The sequence below is a fragment of the Shewanella vesiculosa genome, assembly GCF_009994065.1.
In the GTDB taxonomy this organism is placed as follows: Bacteria; Pseudomonadota; Gammaproteobacteria; order Enterobacterales; family Shewanellaceae; genus Shewanella; species Shewanella vesiculosa.
Genome location: NZ_JAACSD010000021.1, coordinates 95,045 through 112,057 on the forward strand (window position 1 = coordinate 95,045; position 17,013 = coordinate 112,057).

The window sequence follows — 17,013 nt, forward strand, 5'->3', positions numbered from 1 at the left end:
ATACCAATTTGTTTAAGAATACCTTATTCTGTTAAAAGGCAAAAACATTAAGGAGTAACATGCTTTCGCAACCTGCTAGTACAGTTTTGCGCTCAGATATGACTAGCGCCGAATTAAAACAGGCGATTAAGTCACTGGATCAACATTTACAAGATAACATTTTTCAGAGTGCCATTAACGACACCTTGAATAAGCGATCGCAGTTTTTCGATGCTCTATTATGCCAACTCTGGCACCCCTTCGAATTAGACCCTGCGCGTATATCGCTTAATGCTGTTGGTGGTTATGGCCGCCAAACCTTACACCCTTTCTCCGATATCGATATTTGTGTTATCCATGATGGCCAATTAACACCTAAGGAAGCGGCCGCTATCAGCCAATTCCTTACCCAACTATGGGATGTAAACCTTGATTTAGGTCACGCAGTTCGCAGCTTAGACGACACATATCAAGCCTGTAAAGACGACGTAACCATTGCAACCAGTTTACTGGAAATCCGCCATTTATCCGGTAACCATCACCATCAGCAACAAGTTCTCAATGCCCTTTACGGCCAAGAGTTATGGCAAAGCCAAACATTTTTTAATGCCAAACTCAGTGAACAGCAAGAGCGTCATGCCAAAGCACAAGGTACCTCATACAGCATTGAGCCCAACCTTAAAACCAGCCCTGGGGGAATGCGCGATATTCAAACCCTTACCTGGGTTGCTCGCAAGCATTTCGGCGTATCCAGCATGCAATCACTTCGACGCTTTGGTTTTTTAACCAATGATGAATATGCTGAATTAATGGAATGCCAACACTTTTTATTTAGGGTGCGCTTTGCCTTGCATCAATCAGCCCAGCGTGGTGAAAATCGTTTGTTGTTGCAATACCAAGCTGAAGTGGCAAAATTAATGGGTTTTGGTGATGGTATGCCCATCGGCGAAAGCGGCAATATTGCTATCGAAAAAATGATGCGCCAGCTGTTTCGCGCCATGAAGCGCATCGGCGAATTAAACAAAATTTTAATGGCCTATTTCCAGCGAGAAATTATTCCAGAGCTCAATCCACACATTATTGTGATTAACGAGAATTTTGAAATTGTCGATAAATACATTCATGTTCGAGATGAAACCGTGTTTATCGATCGCACCCAGATTATGGCGTTATTTGAATTTATCGCGATTCATCACGACAAAATTATCGGGATTACCGCAGAAACGCTACGTTCACTGCGCCAAGTGAGACGCCGCTTAATGGGCGACTTACAAGACTTTCAGCTGTGTCGTGAACAATTTAAAGCGATATTTGTTCACCCTCAAGGCATGGGACTGGCGATTACCTTAATGCATCAGCACGGTATTTTAGCGTCTTATTTGCCGCAATGGCGTGAAGTCGTTGGCCAGATGCAGTTTGATTTGTTCCATGCCTATACTGTTGATGAACACACCCACAAAGTGCTTAAAAATATTTACACTTACGGCCACGACATCAAAACCTTAGATAAAGATCTCACATTAGCAGCTGATATTTATCAAAAAATGTCCAATAAATCGACACTCTTGTTTGCCGCATTATTCCATGATTTAGCCAAAGGACGCGGCGGAGATCATAGTGAATTAGGCGCTGTCGATGCCAGTTTATTCGCCAAGTTCCATGGTTTAAAAGCCTCACAAGAAAGACTCATTTGCTGGTTAGTAGAACATCATTTATTAATGTCTATTACCTCACAGCGCATGGACATCTACGATCCTGAAGTGGTCAATGCTTTTGCCAAAAAAGTCGGCACATTAGCCCGTTTAGATGCTCTATATTGCCTTACCATTGCAGATATTCAGGCAACCAATGATGATCTGTGGAATGACTGGAAAGCATCACTGCTAAAAGACTTATATTTTGTCACCCGCAAAGCACTTCGAAGTGGTTTTGAAAATATTCTGCAACTGCGAACCTTAGTGCGAGAGCACAAACAAGAAGCGCTCAATTTATTGGTTGATGAAAACAACAGCGAAGAGATTAAAAAATTATGGCGTCGATTGCCTATCGCCTTTTTCAGTAATGCCGAAGCTGATGATATCGCCCGCTATACCCAAGCAATGATTAATCACGATCTTGCGCCAGCGACAGATAATCAATACAACACCCTTATTTTACTCGACGATGTGGTGGTAAAAGGCTGCAGTGATGTGTTTGTTTACACCAAAGACCGCCACGGCTTATTTGTAAAATTATTCAATACCTTAGCAACATTACGCATTTCGGTTAAACAAGCACAAATTGCCCGCACCAAAGATGGCTATGTGGTCGAGTCATTTAAGGTACTCGACTTCGACGAAAAACCCATCACTAGCGAGCAACGCCGCAAACAAGTTATTGATAAGTTACATCAAGTACTTGATCAGGGCATTACTTTGTCGAAAAAGCGTCAGTCCAGACGGCATCAAAGTTTTGATAATCAACCTAACATCGAATTTTTGCATTCACGCAAATCGACTCGTAGTTTGGTTAATGTATCCGCACTAGACACTAGTGAATTTATGGAACAAATTGCCAGTGCGTTCAGGGAATTGGATTTAAATATTCATTCTGCCACCATCAGTACGGTCGGCGAACGTGCAGACAATGTGTTTTTATTATCCAATAAAGACGATCAACAATTAACCCCAGAACAACAGCAGCAATTGTCGGCAACATTAATGCAAGCGATTACCGCCAAACAATAGCAAGGCTTACAAGCTAGTAAGTAGATAAGAATATGATTCAATAATGTTGATTTACTGGGTCATGAGCGGCTTAACCGCCATGGCCCACCTATTTCACCCTTAAGCATACTTTGAGCAAACAGATGACTATGCGATAATCATGCCCATCAACTGCCGTTCATTAGGTCATCATGTCACAAGCCTTTCGTTATACTGCTGAATATGTACTCGATAAGTCGTACTTTGAAGAATGCTATCAGCAATCAGTTAATCCCAATCCGTCACCAAAACGTTTTATTAAAACCGCTGTGTTTGCACTGATTGGTTTGGCAATTTTAATGCTCGACGCTATCAGTTCTGCGGCCATGAGCACCAAAGAAACCTACTATTTAGGCTACTTTTTCATTGGTTTAGCGGTTGTTGAATTTTTAAGTATTCGCTTTAATAAAACCTGGTGGTTATGGCGTCAAATGATGAGTAAAGCGGCAGGAGAACATGTCAGTCTGACCATCGATGATAAAGGCATCAACAGTCAGTCGCTGCATGTAAATCAACAGATTTTATGGACTGATATTTATCGGATTACTGAAACGGATAGCGGTTTATTAATAAAGCTCGAAAAAACCACTACTTATTTATCTAAGCGCTGTCTAGATAAAAGCGCCATTGATTTTATCATAAATAAACAATAGTTTAGGCACAATTCCAGCAATAAATAACTTGGCGATTACGCTCGCGCAATCGCCACCCGTTGACGAATATCGCTCAGTAACTCAGCCTCAAACCATGGATTACGGCTCAGCCAAATATTATTACGCGGGCTAGGATGTGGAAGTGGAATGTAACATGGCCCAAAGGTGCGCCATTGCAGTACGGTTTCGGTTAAGGTTTTCGGTTTATCGCTTAAGTAGTACTGCTGTGCATATTGGCCCACCAGCAAGATCAACTTTACATTTACGAGTTGCGCTAACAACAGACTATGCCATTTAGGCGCGCACTCAGGTCTTGGCGGTAAATCGCCAGACGGGCCCTTACCGCTATAGCTCCCAGGAAAGCAAAAGCCCATCGGCATGATAGCGATTTGCTTCGCATCGTAAAACACCTCTCGGGTGATGCCTAACCATTGGCGTAATCTGTCGCCACTGGCATCGTCAAATGGGATCCCCGACTGATGTACCTTGCGACCAGGGGCTTGACCAATGATCAAAATTCTCGCTTGGGGATCGATTTGCACCACAGGACGCACACCATTAACTAAGCTAGAAGCACAAAGCTGACAATTTTTGATTTCAGTCAGTAACCCTGTCATATCAATCCCATACATTTTGCATATAAAATCATAAAAAGCCCTTAAATAACCCTATCCAAGGGAACTAAGCTACAGTAGTATTTGTCGAAATAATAAAGTTCTCCCAAGAAGGAACACCCATGCAAGCATCCCGTATTACCCTAACCACATTAGCTGCAATATTCATCAGCAGCATAGCAATCAGTTTTAGTGCAGCTGCCCTTCCTCAAGCACCAATAAAAGATGTGGTGTCTTTAAAAGATGCTTGTAAGCAAATTGCAGTTGAAGATCAACTACCTGAATCTGAGGTTGGATCGTTTTTATTAGACTGTGTGAACGACCAGTTAACTGAAATGGGCTATGAACGGGTTACTAGCCTAGATTAAACAATATTATCGCTAAATATTATCGCTATCGTGAAAGTATCAACTAACGCGATAAAAAAACGCCTTTATGGCGTTTTTTTATCGGTGATTCAAATTTAAAATGCTTGGCAAAATATGCCAATCGATGCACCAATCCCAACAAACCAAGTCAATGATCGCATGGTGCCATAATTCAATAAATACATCACATGGTAAACCAACCGCGCGACCACATGCACAATCGCTAATAACGCAACCATATCAGTAACATTATTAGTGATTAACGCCGTTAACACAGCAATACCAAAAATGATTAACGACTCAAACGCATTTTGATGCCCAGCAGCCGCTCGTGCACCGTATCCGGTTAACTGAGCTTGCTGCGACCGCGGATGGTTATTGTCATATTTGCCCAATTTAGCCATTGCCATTGCTAACGGTACTTTTGCCACATAAGGCAATAACATCGCAATCAATAAACATATCAGTATCGTCTGCATAATCTGTCCTTTTTATTAGTTATTAGTATTATCAAGTCAATGCTATCGATAAAATAGTCAACTTACCTCGTCTTATTACGCCATCGTAAGTTAACACATCCACAAGATTTCAGTCACTTGTCTTGACGGTTACCTGAAACTGTTTTCCACTGAGATCGATTGTTAGGGGCAAACGTTAAGCTTAATGAATCAACGGCTGAGTCATTAGCGTGATGACATAAACATCCATCTGAACAGTAAGTCGCTAACGCCTATTAACTCTGTTGAGCAGGTAACCAGACTTTGACACTTAAGCCCCCTTCCGGGCGACTTTGCAGGCTAATTCGGCCACCGTGAGCTTCAATGATTTCCCGGCATAAGGGTAAACCAATGCCAGTACCAGACTGCTTAGTAGAATAAAAGGGCAACAGTGCCTGCGACAATACTTCGCTAGACATCCCCGAACCTTGATCATTCACTTTTATCAATAAACCAGCAACTGGATGGGTAATATCTTCAAAAATCAGCGCAACAGTATCGGCATCTGCACCTGATTCATGGGCATTTTTAAGTAAGTTAATCAGTACTTGTTCAAGTTGAACCGAATCAAGCTTAATCGGTATTTGCGGCAGAGCCGATAACACCTGAAACGGATATTGCTGCGCCAGCTGTTGGGTAATCTTAGGCCAATCAATTAGCTGTTTTTGTGGTAAAGGTAACTTAGCAAACTGGGCGTAATGAGAAATAAACTGACTTAAATGACTGGTGCGATTTTCAATAGTATCAAAAATCAGTTGCAGCTTAGTATTGTCTAAATGTTGAGTTAAAAACCTACCAGAGTTAACCATAGAAGCGATAGGAGCCACTGAATTATTGAGCTCATGGCTGATAATGCGGATCACCTTTTTCCACACGGCGACTTCTTGGCGATTAAGCTCTTTAGTGAGTTGTTTAAGTAAAATTAAATGATGTTGCTGATTATTTTGGGTAAAGCGACCGCGGGAAATATGCCAGGTTTCAACATCATTTTCATCGATACTATCGCCTGAGCTGCTGCCCATCGAAAACAGCCCTTCTTGCTCACTATTTAATGCCGTTTTAAGTGCTTCTGGCAATATCGCAATCAGTTCAGGTAACAACATACCTTCAACTTTAACGCCATGATTGAACAAATGTCTTGCCGCGCCATTGGCATAAATAACTCGCTGAGAGTCATCAACTAATAACATCACATTTGGCGAATTTTGAATCACTTTATCGAGCATTAACTCGCGCTGATAAATAAATTGTCGTTCGCTGCGCAGTTTTGCCGATGCTTGATTGTATAAACTCACCAAAGCATCAAGTTGCGGCTCACCATAAGGATGCAGCGACACACTAAAGTCGTTGTCTTTAAAGTTCAATAAGCCGATTTCTAACGCTTGCAGGCTGTCACTTAAGCGCTTGGTAAGCCACATACTGCAAAAGTAGCACACAGCCAACATTAGTAGCACAGCCAACCATAGCGAGTTATCACCTAATGTCAGCCACACTAAAGCCCCTGCCATTGCGGCCAAAAGGCAGCTTAACATGTTGCTTAACACGACTTTAGTGCGTAACGATAACATCATGGCTTAGTGACTCTAATCGCGTATTTTTCCATCCGCCGATACAGGGCTTGCCTGCTTAAGCCAAACGATTTAGCCACTCTGGCAATAACGCCATTATATTGGGTTAATGCAGCTTCTATCTGTTGTTTATCAGGCTCAAAAATAAGACCCGCACTGGCATCATCTGACTCATTCTGCTCAAGAGCATCATTAACAAAATATTGATTTTTAACAGCTTCACTTGAATGATGCAGTCTTGAAACCGCAGCCACTTGATTAGCCGTGTTCGGGTTCAAGCCAAAGTCGTGCAGAGTAAGCTGGGCAGATTTTGCCAGTAATACCGCTCGTTTACAGGCGTTTTCTAATTCACGTACATTACCTGACCAACAATGATTAAGTAACGCCTGCTGGGTCGTTTTATCAAGACTAAAGTTAGTGCCAATAAAATGTTTCACTAAGGGTAAAATATCATCTTGGCGTTGATGTAATGGTGGTACGCTCAGTTCAATCACATTTAAACGGTAAAACAAATCTTCACGAAATCGCCCATTGAGAATGTCATCGGCTAAATCGGCGTTGGTGGCACTAATTACCCGTACATTGACTTTACGAGTTTGATGGCTACCTAAACGTTCAAACTCACCCGTTTGCAGCACTCGCAATAACTTCACTTGACCAGACAAAGGCAAATTGCCTATTTCATCTAAAAATAACGTGCCACCATCAGCCGCTTCAAAACGGCCCATACGAGTTTTATTGGCCCCCGTAAAGGCGCCGGCTTCTGCGCCAAATAGCTCAGCCTCTAATAAATCTAGCGGCAAAGCGCCAATGTTGACCTTAATAAAAGGTTTATCTTTTAATGGCGAATTAGCCTGCAAAATATCGGCTATTTTGTCTTTACCCGCGCCATTTGGGCCAGTGATCATTACCGACACATCAGAACGTGCCACTTGTAACGCCAAATCAACGCAGCGCTGCATCGCACCACTACCAAATACTAGCCCACATAAATCAGCACCATTAATAGCCGACATCCGTTCGCTGTGTATGCGACTTAATTGGCTATTTTGTTGTGATAATCGATAAATAGATAATAAGTTGCTAATGCTATTGAGCAGCTTGGCGTCATCCCAGGGTTTACCCATGTAATCAGCCGCGCCCGCTTTAACCAGTTCAACAGCAGTTTCAAGTTGAGTCCAAGCGGTCATTAAAATAATCGGTAAATTAGGCTGTAATTTACGTAAACCATAAAACAACTGTTTGCCCTCTTCACCCGAAGTGGTATCACGGCTGAAGTTCATGTCTTGGATCACCAAGCAGATCTCTTTATGAGTGACAATCTCAACTGCAGCTTCTGGCGTGTGACAAAAAATAGCCTGATAGCCATGCAGTTCAATCATCAGCGCAAGGGCTTGGCAAATGGCATGGTTGTCGTCAACAATTAAAATATTATCCATTACTATAATGTAATTCTCATTGGTTAAACTCCAAAACGCGATGTCGATTGAGCACCTTTGCTAGCCTAGCACGCTAGCGCAAAGCTAACTAGATTGCGAATAAAATCAGCATGACTCTAGACACTGCGCGTCGCCATCGCCGGTGAAATATTGGCCGCTTTAGCCGCGGGAATAATAACCGCTAGTGTGGTAACTATCAGTAAGCCAACCACAGATGCTATCGGATAAACTACCGGCACCATTGGTAAGCTATACAGTTTCATTAATTGCTGTCCCAATACAAGTGATAACATACCGCCAATAACACCACCGACAATACAAATCAGATAGTTTTCAACCATAAAATATTCAATGATGTCACGCTTACGAGCTCCCAATGCACGGCGAGTGCCGATTTGTTTGGTGCGACGTTGAATATTAAACATCACCATACCCGTTAATCCTAGCGCAGTAATGAGTAGCAATAACACCACCATAATACTTAATACGGTTGCCATTAAACGGTGGTTACTGTAAGTCAGGTTTCTGATTTCACTCAGAGTTTGAAAGTTATCAAAAACCCGATTGGGATTTTCAGCATGCAGGGCTTTTCGGATAGCGTTTTCTAACGCGGGGATGTGTTCAGGTAATGCCCGTACCATATAAGATTTATTACTGCTGTTGCCGCCAAAATCAATATTTTGGATCACGCTGTATTCAAAGTTCTTGTTATCAACCCAAGCCCCTTGCAGTTTATCAACCACGCCAATAATGGTAACACTTTGCTCTCCTTGATACATGGTTTTACCCAGCGGCGATTCATCCCCCCAAAAGGCTTTAGCTAAAGGTTGCGACACTAGCGCCAGCATGCCGCTATCACTCAAGCTGGTATTAATTTCATCTGCCGTAAAGTTGCGTCCGGCAATTAACTTAGCGCCCATCACATTGAGCAAATGCTCATTACCCAAGTAAAATGCAAAACCTGGAGTGCTTTTGGCCGTATCTTCATTTGGGCTGTCAACATAGCGATCCATCCAACCACTGTCACTTAAGGGCAACATATTGCTAGAACTGGCATCAATAACATTAGGAAGTGAACGTAAAATCTGTTGATCAACCTCATTTTGCTTAAGATTATCAACGGCTGGGTCGAAGTTATAAACACTGAATGTGAGTATTTGATCTTCTGCATAGCCCGACTCACGCTGCATTAACGACAAACGCTCGTTAATAATAAAGCTAGCATTGGCGACAATCGCAACAGACAAAATGATCTGTAATAGCAATAAAACCGGCGCGCTTTTACTGCGCAGTAAACTGGATAAAATCGGTTTGATATGTAGCATGGTGATGTCCTTGTTTATAATCCGTTATTGGGCTTTTAAATACACGCTGGGTTTAGTGCGGCACACCACCCATGCAGGATAAACCCCTGCCAATATCGCCGTTGAAATAGCGATAATTGGGGTGATAAACCACATACTGAGATCAAGCCCAGTGACACTTTGGTCCACTGAAAAATAGCTGTGTAGCGCCGTTAACGAACCCCATGCCCATAACAACCCGACGACCCCACCAATAAAGCCAATCATGCCCACTTCGACCATGTACTGGCTAAAAATCTGTCCACGGCTAGCGCCAATCGCACGACGGACCCCCACCTCAGGCGCACGCTTTAAAAATTTAGTCAGCAATAAACCGAGAATATTGACTAAGCAAACGCTTAAAAACAGTAAGCTTAAACCGACTAATATTTTGTTATCTTTGGGCACCACTTCATTATCTTCAAGCCATTTGCTGATATCGCTAATTTGCACTGATTCGCCAGCGGTTTTAGCCGTATCAGTAAAGCGGCCAATGGCTCTTTGTTGCTCGACATAACGGATTAACCAAGCTAAATAACTTTGTTTTTGCTCATCGGTTTTGAGTTCGGTCCAAAATTGAATCCACACTTTTTCTGACGTTAATCGATCCTTGTAAGTGAGCATGGGTTCAAATCTCCAACCACTGGTATTGCCCCACACATCAAACTCTTCTTGTTCGGTTAACGAAAAAGGAATAAATATTTCTTCAGCATCATTAAATGCGCCATTAGTTGGATCGTAATATTTAGGCTGTGGATTCCAATCTTCAATCACCCCCACAATCTGATAAGGCTTACGATCTAAAAACACCGTTTTACCCACACTGTTTTTGCCTTCAAAAAAGCGTAAATTTAACTTTTGGCTAATGACAACTTGGTAAGCTGGGCGTAAATCAACGCTGGCATCCCAGTAACTGCCATATAAAAATGGTACCGAGAAAATCCTAAAAAAGTCTCTGTCGGTAACTCGCACACTTTGCAATACTGGTTCAATCTTTGGGTTATCAGACTGCAAAGCTAACCCAGTACGATAACTGGCAGCTTTAAGGCTTAACTCATCGTTATTACGCAAATTCATCGCATCGATATAAGTAATATTGGCAATAAACTCATCCCACGTATCCAATCCTTGGCTCCACAACTGTACCGAGTTAATCACTTCACTGCGATCACCTGCCGGATTATAAGACATGGTTTTATAGACATTTAACGTGGTGATGGTAATACCAATCCCAATCGAGATGGCTAACACCATTAACATCGATAACATCGGCGTTTTACGTATGCTTCGCCATGCTAAATCGCAATAGTAAAAAAACATAATATTCCCCTTATGCGATTATCGCGTGCCTGTAGCAGCTTGTTGATACATGGAAAAGTCACATACTTGGCCATCGACAATTTGAATATTGCGCTGCGCGCGACGTGCAAGTTCGGAGTCGTGAGTCACCATAATAATGGTGGTGCCTTGTTGATTAATATTCTCAAGCAGCTCCATCACCTGACGCGCCATTAAGCTGTCTAAATTACCGGTAGGTTCATCGGCTAATAAAAATCGAGGTTCGCCCGCTAATGCTCGCGCAATCGCTACGCGTTGCTGTTGTCCACCCGATAATTGTGTCGGTAAGTGCTTCATTCGCGCACCTAAACCCACTTGCTCTAATGCTGACTCGACTCGACGCTTACGCTCACTGGCATTCATACCGCGATAGCGTAATGGTACTTCGACGTTTTCGGCTAAATTGAGATCAGGAATTAAATTAAACCCCTGAAATATAAAGCCAATTTTTTCATTACGCACTTTGGCACTTTTGTTATCGCTTAAATTCGATACATTGACGCCATCAAGACTGTATTGCCCAGATGAAAACCCTTCAAGTAAACCGGCAATATTCAAAAAAGTGGTTTTACCTGAGCCTGATGGGCCCGTCACTGCCACAAACTCACCTTCATTCACTTCCAGATTAAAGTCACGTAGCGCATGGGTTTCAACTAAATCGGTTTTGAATACTTTACTGATGTTTTTCATGGATAACATAATGGCTTCCTTGGTTAATTCGGTTGTCGCATCCCAGCGCTTATGGCTGATAATGTGAATCTTACTAATCTGAATACTGTTTTTTTAATGCTTTTTTTAATGCTATGAGTGTTGTTATTATCGGTTTAGGTGATATGTCGTGGTCGCTGATTTGATTAGTGCTGCCAGCGACAGTACCCGCTAGCCGAGGCTAAAACAGCAGCTTAATGTTGACCATGTCGCTAATATCAATATGCAAGCGAACGGCCGGATTGACCCCCGTTAGCCGAGTTGAAACCTGGCTGCTCATGTCAATTAACTGCAAACTCACCGATAACCAATCGGTATGATTATCAATGCGATAACTCACAGCTATTGCGAGAACAAATAAAGCAGCGAGTGCGATAAGCTGTCTACGTTGAATAAAAGTCATTGAATGTCCTTACTCAGTTGAGTGTTTCGTTATGTGCTTAAGTCATTAACTTAGTTGCAGACTTGCTTAGCGGATCTGAATATTAGGTTCATTTTTAAAGCTTTCGGTACCTGATATCACCCAAACATCCCCTTCGTCACCGCCTTCAATCACTTCAACTTGGCTCATACTGCGTGCCCCCAGTTTGACGGTTTTCTTATGAGCAACCGCATCATTCACTTGATAGGCTACTTCACCGCCAAGATTGAGAAAATCACCGCGTTTTACTATCAACACATTGGGTCTGTTTTCCAGTAATACTCGGGCAGATAAACGCTGGTTTTGACGTAATGATAAGGTGTTGCTGTCTGCAAAACGCACTCGGGCAGTCACTTCGCGGTTACGCACCTCAGGTGAAATTGACGACAATTGGCCAACCACATTAACGCTACCAAAACTCAACTCAACATCCATTCCCAAGCCCAACTCATCGGCATAAGATTCTGGCACCGCAAGCTCTGCTTCAAAGGCGGTTAAGTCGACCACAGTTAGCATTGGCTGGCTCGGACCGATACGGGCTTTTTGCTCCACCAGCCAGTTACCAATAATGCCGCTAACCGGAGCAATAATATTCAGAGCATTGGCTTGACGAGTTAACTCTCTCACCACCAAATCTTGACGTTGTACTTCAAGAGTACGGTTTTTAATTTCAAAACTCAGGGTATCGCGCATTAACTCAACTTCTTGCTGGGCATGCTTATGCAGTAATTTAGCTTTGTGTAAATCATCTTTGCTTTTTTCAAAATCGATTTTGCTGATCAAACTCGACTCAATCAATTGATCGCCACGACGGCTTTCACGATCCGCAGCTTCTAAATCCACTGTCGCCATGTCTAAAATCTGACTGACACGAAGTTGCTCGCGGCGGGCGTCTAACTTGGCACGTTCTAAACTGCCCTGCATCCCTTCAAGCATCGACTGCTGTTGTTGTAATTCACTTTGCAAACGTGGGCTCTCAATTTTAGCGACTACCTGTCCTTGCTCAACTTCATCACCTGGTTGGCTCAGTAAAGTCACCACACCTTCTTCGGTGCTATATAAAATCGGCGCATTAGCAGCCACTATTTTACCGGTAGTGGCTATATCACGAACTAAGGTTCCACGAGTGATCGTTGCTAAGCGTAATTCAGCGCCATCAACTGAACGCACCGAACTGTCATGGCCCAAACTCGCCCACACCAATGCACTCATCAATATTGCACCGCCACCTATAATTAAGGGTAAGCGCAACTTACGACCTAACTTAGGCGCAATAACAGTATCTTGGCTACTTGTGTCTTTAATCATCTTAGTTCCTTAGGTACGCACAAACCGCACCCACAACTTCACATTTATACCAAGATAAAGCACAAGCCATGCCAATAGTTATTTATTGTTATTTTTCATAATGATAAGTATTTAAAAAGATAACCGAACACTCTAAAAGTGTCCGCGGACAGATGTATAAACTGTCCGGTCATTGAGAAAGTGTCCGAGCGGACACTTTGTTTTATGTATAGCGGGGGATTATCTTATTAACAGTTTTCTCGTCGTCCCGGTAGTGCTTTTGAGCCGGGATCCAGGTGTTTGTTTTGCTTTGTACTTTTGTACTTATGGCCTGCGGCCACTAACGTCGTGGCGCTTCGCCCACACCAGACCAAGAGGAAACTAACGGCTGTTCCCTCTTGGAACTCCCAGCCGCCCCGCAACATTTTCAAACAGCGAAAAGGTCGCCATGGGGTTAGCTTTGACCTGCATTTGTAGACCGCCTCGGCCTTATTCGAAAATGCTAACGCTTCCGATGGTACATCCTGTACCGCGAAAGCTAGCGGGCCATCCATGGCCAGCTCACGCTATTTTCTTCAACGGCCTCAAGTTAAGGGTTGAATTTGTACATTTCAAGCTGAGGTATCTAAGTCATTTATAGGCAGAAGCATTTTAGAGAAGCCAATGTTTCAATTTACTTTTTATAAAAGTTTACTCTGACCACACTAAATTTCTAAATCGAGACATACTGATTTACTTTGCCAACAAACCCATTCAACTTGGTTTGACGCCAAAAATAAGTAAACGACAAATAGCTAAAACAAGCATTCCCAAAAACTACAGTTATTTGGCTTTTTGATTAGCTTGTATCTTATTTAATTCTTGAGACAAAATGTTTTCCATTGTGTCGTTTTGGGGTAATTGCTTTTCCAGTATATCGACTAGCTCATTATATTTTGGAGAACCACCTAATTGTGGCAACATAATTGTCAGAAAAACCAATGGGATTGCCACATAAGTAAACTCATCACCTGACAATGAGCCAAAAAGCATAGCCAACAACATAACGACCAAAATAGCGAATAACACAGGCTGGAACAGTCTACTTTTGTTTCGTGATTTAATCGCAGCTTTAATAACTGCAACTTCTTTTTGAGTCATATCCATTATAAAATATCCATAAAAAAATAATGTTTTAGTATTTATCTGTGCGCGGTTTTAGAAAGTGTAAATCACTTATTGGACTTGATCGATACCATATATACATTTTTAGGTACCTTTTACTTAACATAATGCTATATGCATTTTCTTCAACGACTCCAAGTTCAAGGTTGAATTTACACATTTGTAAGCTGAGGCGAACTCATTTTTTAGACAAACGTTGCTTTAAGATATGGCCTGCGGCCACTAACGCTTAAGATCGCAAGGTTCCACCCTGCACGGGCCAAAAGGGAATCAACAGCAATCCCCTCTTGGATCACCCCTGCCGTTCCGGCAACATTTTCGCTATTTAACCAAACAACAGCAGCGAAAAAATTGCCACGGAAATTTATCCAGCTTTAAACCGTATTTGTAGCCGTCTTCGACCTTATTCGAAAATGCTAACGCTTCCGATGGGGCGTCCCTGTACCTCGAAAGCTAGCGGGACATCCATGGCCAGCTCACGCTATTTTCTTCAACGGCCTCAAGTTAAGGGTTGAATTTGTACATTTTCAAGCAAAGCATATAACGCATTTGTGGACAGAAACGAGTTAGGTTTCCAAATCTAATTCGTAAGTTTAGGATTAAAATTTCTATGGATTAACGCCTCAATTTGCGGCGAGCGTCAGCGAGTCCGGGCGCGATAGGGCCGAACAACATTGACTTGTTAAATGTTTGAGTCGTTAGCAATCGTACCGATCCTTGATATAACGATGATAATACTGACCCTTGGATCGAGAATTAATAAATTCTTGAAAGATATTTCTAGGTACATTACAGAAAGTATAAACAGGGTCACTATCCTCAAAATCTATGTACATTTTCATAGTTGATGAGTCGTAACCAATACGACGAATCGCGGTAGACCTTACATTAACCCACTCAGTCATTCCTTGATCTCCAAATTTTATTTTTTAAGCCATGGCAAAGTTTTTGATGGGCCGTAGATATGGCCATCATCTATCCAAAACGTTCCACTATCTGAAGGGCCCCAAATATACCCGTCGTCTATCCACCATTTTCCGGAATTGTATGGTCCCCAGATATAGTTATCGTCGATCCAAAATTTACCAGATTCCTCTGGTCCCCATATATAATTATCATCGATCCAATATCCGGTATACATTTTGACTCCTTGTACATTTAACGCCGCCATAAGCGGCTAAATAATAGTTGGCTAAAATAGCGAGGAACGAGCACAGCCAACTATTATGTATCCGTTTACTTTATGGCCTTGTTAGGTACTTATTCTACAGGCTCATTTTCAGCGTTGATTTCTATAAAGTCCTTTATTACATCATCGCCAATTGAGAAATTTATATTCAATGTAATATCTTGGTTTAAGCTAGGTGTTTCAAATACTGAAAATTCACCTGATATTTTATCTAGGTGAACACTACCAAAATTAAAATCATTTACACTACAACTCAGTACTCTTGATAAATTAAGATTCATAAGTTCAGTTGAAGTGTTTTTTATTAAGTAATTACAGAACTCCTTACCTTCCTCTGTTTCATTATGTTCACAGCTCTTTGAGAAGTTAGCCCAATCATTAATCAATTTAACTTTTAAAGGTTTACCGACTTTTGATTTGCTAGCAAAGGAAATTAAGTGTTCGCACAACTTATCATCTTGCGCTGATGCAATGAATGGCATTCCAATAATTGATATCAATAAAACTTTAAAATTACACTTAAACACTAGAAGTACCTAACGCCCCGCTTAGGGGCAATAACACGTGGGCTAAAATTTGGAGCGAAGCGACTGAGCCCACGTGTTATTGTCCCAGGGAGCTTGCGACCGACTACAGCGGTTTGTTATATTTTTATTCGACGTAAACTAAAGTTCTCTCTACTAACTTATTTCTACTGTATTTACTCGATACTTCAGGATCACTTCCCGGTATGAACAAAGCGTTGGAAATAGCTTTATTCGAAGTGAATGGAAGAAAAACATCAAAACCATCTGCCTTTGCAATATTAAAACCATTTAATATTTTTAAGTCGTAAGCATACATGTAAGAACCGCTTTTTAGCTGCGCTACAGTGACAGCACTTTTACAATCAACTTTATCAGTTTTGTATTCTAAGCCAGTGACTACTCTATTTGGATCAAAGCTAACTGATTTAAGATTTTTATAGTAACCGGATGGATCGCACAAATCGAACTCATACTTAAATGGCAAAGAGTCAAATCCAATGGAAATGTCAACCGATAGCTCTTCACCTTTATATATTTCAAAATTAAAAGTATGCTTTTTACCTTCATTGAAACTTAAGCCTAAATTCTCATTTGGAACGAATATTTTGGAGTTTTGATTAACTATCTTGGCTGACTGTTCTGTGAGAGAGTCTAGAGATTCGGCTAATTTTTCAAGCTCTTTATTGTATTCTGAATCAGCCTTTTTACTAATATTTTTAAGAGCTTCTGCTACATTTTCAGTAGTATTAGCTTTCTCATTAGCAATCTTAATCTCTTCTATTTTTTTATTTGGATCCAACTCCATGACGGTTGTCCCAATTCCGAGCTTTTTCAAATTATTGTCTTTAGCAAACTTACTAAAACTCTCTCCAAAATCTTCTGGCATTAAAAACCAAATTACCAAGACCAGCAGTGGCCACTTGAAATTTGGAATAATATCTAAAATTAGTTTCTGAAAGAATGAATATTGATTATTTGTATCCGGCATCTTTGTCCTTAAAAATCACATGAAATATAACGCCTAATTAACGGGCTAAAAATAGCGGGCTAAAATGGTAGCGTAGCGAACAGCCCGCTGTTTTTAGTCCTGTTGAATTTCTTGATACTCATTGAGCCTCCTCCCTAGCAAGCCGCATCAGCGGTATGCTTAAGGTGACTAAACCAACAGGAGAAA

At 41.6% G+C, this 17,013-nt stretch carries 16 protein-coding genes; 3 read left to right on the plus strand and 13 right to left on the minus strand.

Annotated elements, in window-relative coordinates:
- Positions 1–59: 59 nt before the first annotated feature.
- The gene (glnD, locus tag GW828_RS17890) at positions 60–2,705 is read left to right on the plus strand and encodes a [protein-PII] uridylyltransferase (protein ID WP_182697823.1); all 2,646 of its coding nucleotides are present in this window, start codon (positions 60–62) and stop codon (positions 2,703–2,705) included.
- Positions 2,706–2,875: 170 nt separating this feature from the next.
- On the plus strand, positions 2,876–3,376 hold the full coding sequence (locus GW828_RS17895; RefSeq protein ID WP_124015637.1) for a YcxB family protein: 501 nt from the start codon (positions 2,876–2,878) through the stop codon (positions 3,374–3,376).
- Positions 3,377–3,411: 35 nt separating this feature from the next.
- On the opposite strand, the gene GW828_RS17900 is transcribed toward GW828_RS17895, so the two are convergent.
- On the minus strand, positions 3,412–3,999 hold the full coding sequence (locus tag GW828_RS17900; protein ID WP_420542435.1) for a uracil-DNA glycosylase family protein: 588 nt from the start codon (positions 3,997–3,999) through the stop codon (positions 3,412–3,414).
- A 113-nt stretch (positions 4,000–4,112) separates the two neighbouring features.
- On the opposite strand from GW828_RS17900, the gene GW828_RS17905 reads away from it, so the two are divergent.
- Positions 4,113–4,358 carry a hypothetical protein gene (locus GW828_RS17905; RefSeq protein WP_182697821.1) on the plus strand — a complete coding sequence of 82 codons (246 nt, stop codon included), beginning with the start codon at positions 4,113–4,115 and terminating at the stop codon, positions 4,356–4,358.
- A gap of 95 nt (positions 4,359–4,453) precedes the next feature.
- Here GW828_RS17905 and GW828_RS17910 read toward each other — a convergent pair whose 3' ends face one another.
- The 12 genes from GW828_RS17910 to GW828_RS17960 all read right to left on the minus strand — a co-directional run bounded on the left by GW828_RS17910 (position 4,454) and on the right by GW828_RS17960 (position 16,827).
- Positions 4,454–4,837 (minus strand): MAPEG family protein, encoded by a 384-nt coding sequence (locus GW828_RS17910; protein WP_124015634.1) that lies wholly within the window; start codon positions 4,835–4,837, stop codon positions 4,454–4,456.
- 254 nt (positions 4,838–5,091) lie between these two features.
- Positions 5,092–6,423, minus strand: a complete 1,332-nt coding sequence (locus tag GW828_RS17915) for a sensor histidine kinase (RefSeq protein ID WP_273058613.1) — start codon at positions 6,421–6,423, stop codon at positions 5,092–5,094.
- On the minus strand, positions 6,423–7,862 hold the full coding sequence (locus tag GW828_RS17920; protein WP_182722081.1) for a sigma-54-dependent transcriptional regulator: 1,440 nt from the start codon (positions 7,860–7,862) through the stop codon (positions 6,423–6,425). The genes GW828_RS17915 and GW828_RS17920 overlap by 1 nt, the downstream gene beginning before the upstream one ends.
- A 116-nt stretch (positions 7,863–7,978) precedes the next feature.
- On the minus strand, positions 7,979–9,187 hold the full coding sequence (locus GW828_RS17925) for an ABC transporter permease (RefSeq protein ID WP_124015632.1): 1,209 nt from the start codon (positions 9,185–9,187) through the stop codon (positions 7,979–7,981).
- A 24-nt stretch (positions 9,188–9,211) separates the two neighbouring features.
- Positions 9,212–10,525, minus strand: coding sequence for an ABC transporter permease (locus tag GW828_RS17930; RefSeq protein WP_124015631.1), 1,314 nt, complete (start codon positions 10,523–10,525; stop codon positions 9,212–9,214).
- Between the two features lie 18 nt (positions 10,526–10,543).
- Positions 10,544–11,242 carry an ABC transporter ATP-binding protein gene (locus GW828_RS17935; protein ID WP_124015630.1) on the minus strand — a complete coding sequence of 233 codons (699 nt, stop codon included), beginning with the start codon at positions 11,240–11,242 and terminating at the stop codon, positions 10,544–10,546.
- 190 nt (positions 11,243–11,432) lie between these two features.
- Positions 11,433–11,654, minus strand: coding sequence for a hypothetical protein (locus GW828_RS17940; protein ID WP_182697819.1), 222 nt, complete (start codon positions 11,652–11,654; stop codon positions 11,433–11,435).
- Positions 11,655–11,720: 66 nt separating this feature from the next.
- Positions 11,721–12,980 (minus strand): efflux RND transporter periplasmic adaptor subunit, encoded by a 1,260-nt coding sequence (locus tag GW828_RS17945; RefSeq protein ID WP_124015628.1) that lies wholly within the window; start codon positions 12,978–12,980, stop codon positions 11,721–11,723.
- 801 nt (positions 12,981–13,781) lie between these two features.
- A complete protein-coding gene (locus tag GW828_RS17950) occupies positions 13,782–14,105 on the minus strand; it encodes a hypothetical protein (RefSeq protein ID WP_273058531.1) in 324 nt (107 codons plus the stop codon).
- A 716-nt stretch (positions 14,106–14,821) separates the two neighbouring features.
- Positions 14,822–15,028, minus strand: coding sequence for a KTSC domain-containing protein (locus GW828_RS19295; protein WP_353681934.1), 207 nt, complete (start codon positions 15,026–15,028; stop codon positions 14,822–14,824).
- A gap of 355 nt (positions 15,029–15,383) precedes the next feature.
- Positions 15,384–15,839: a hypothetical protein gene (locus GW828_RS17955; RefSeq protein ID WP_273058530.1), complete on the minus strand. Its 456-nt coding sequence runs from the start codon at positions 15,837–15,839 to the stop codon at positions 15,384–15,386.
- A 124-nt stretch (positions 15,840–15,963) separates the two neighbouring features.
- Positions 15,964–16,827 (minus strand): hypothetical protein, encoded by an 864-nt coding sequence (locus tag GW828_RS17960; RefSeq protein ID WP_273058528.1) that lies wholly within the window; start codon positions 16,825–16,827, stop codon positions 15,964–15,966.
- Between the last annotated feature and the right edge of the window lie 186 nt (positions 16,828–17,013).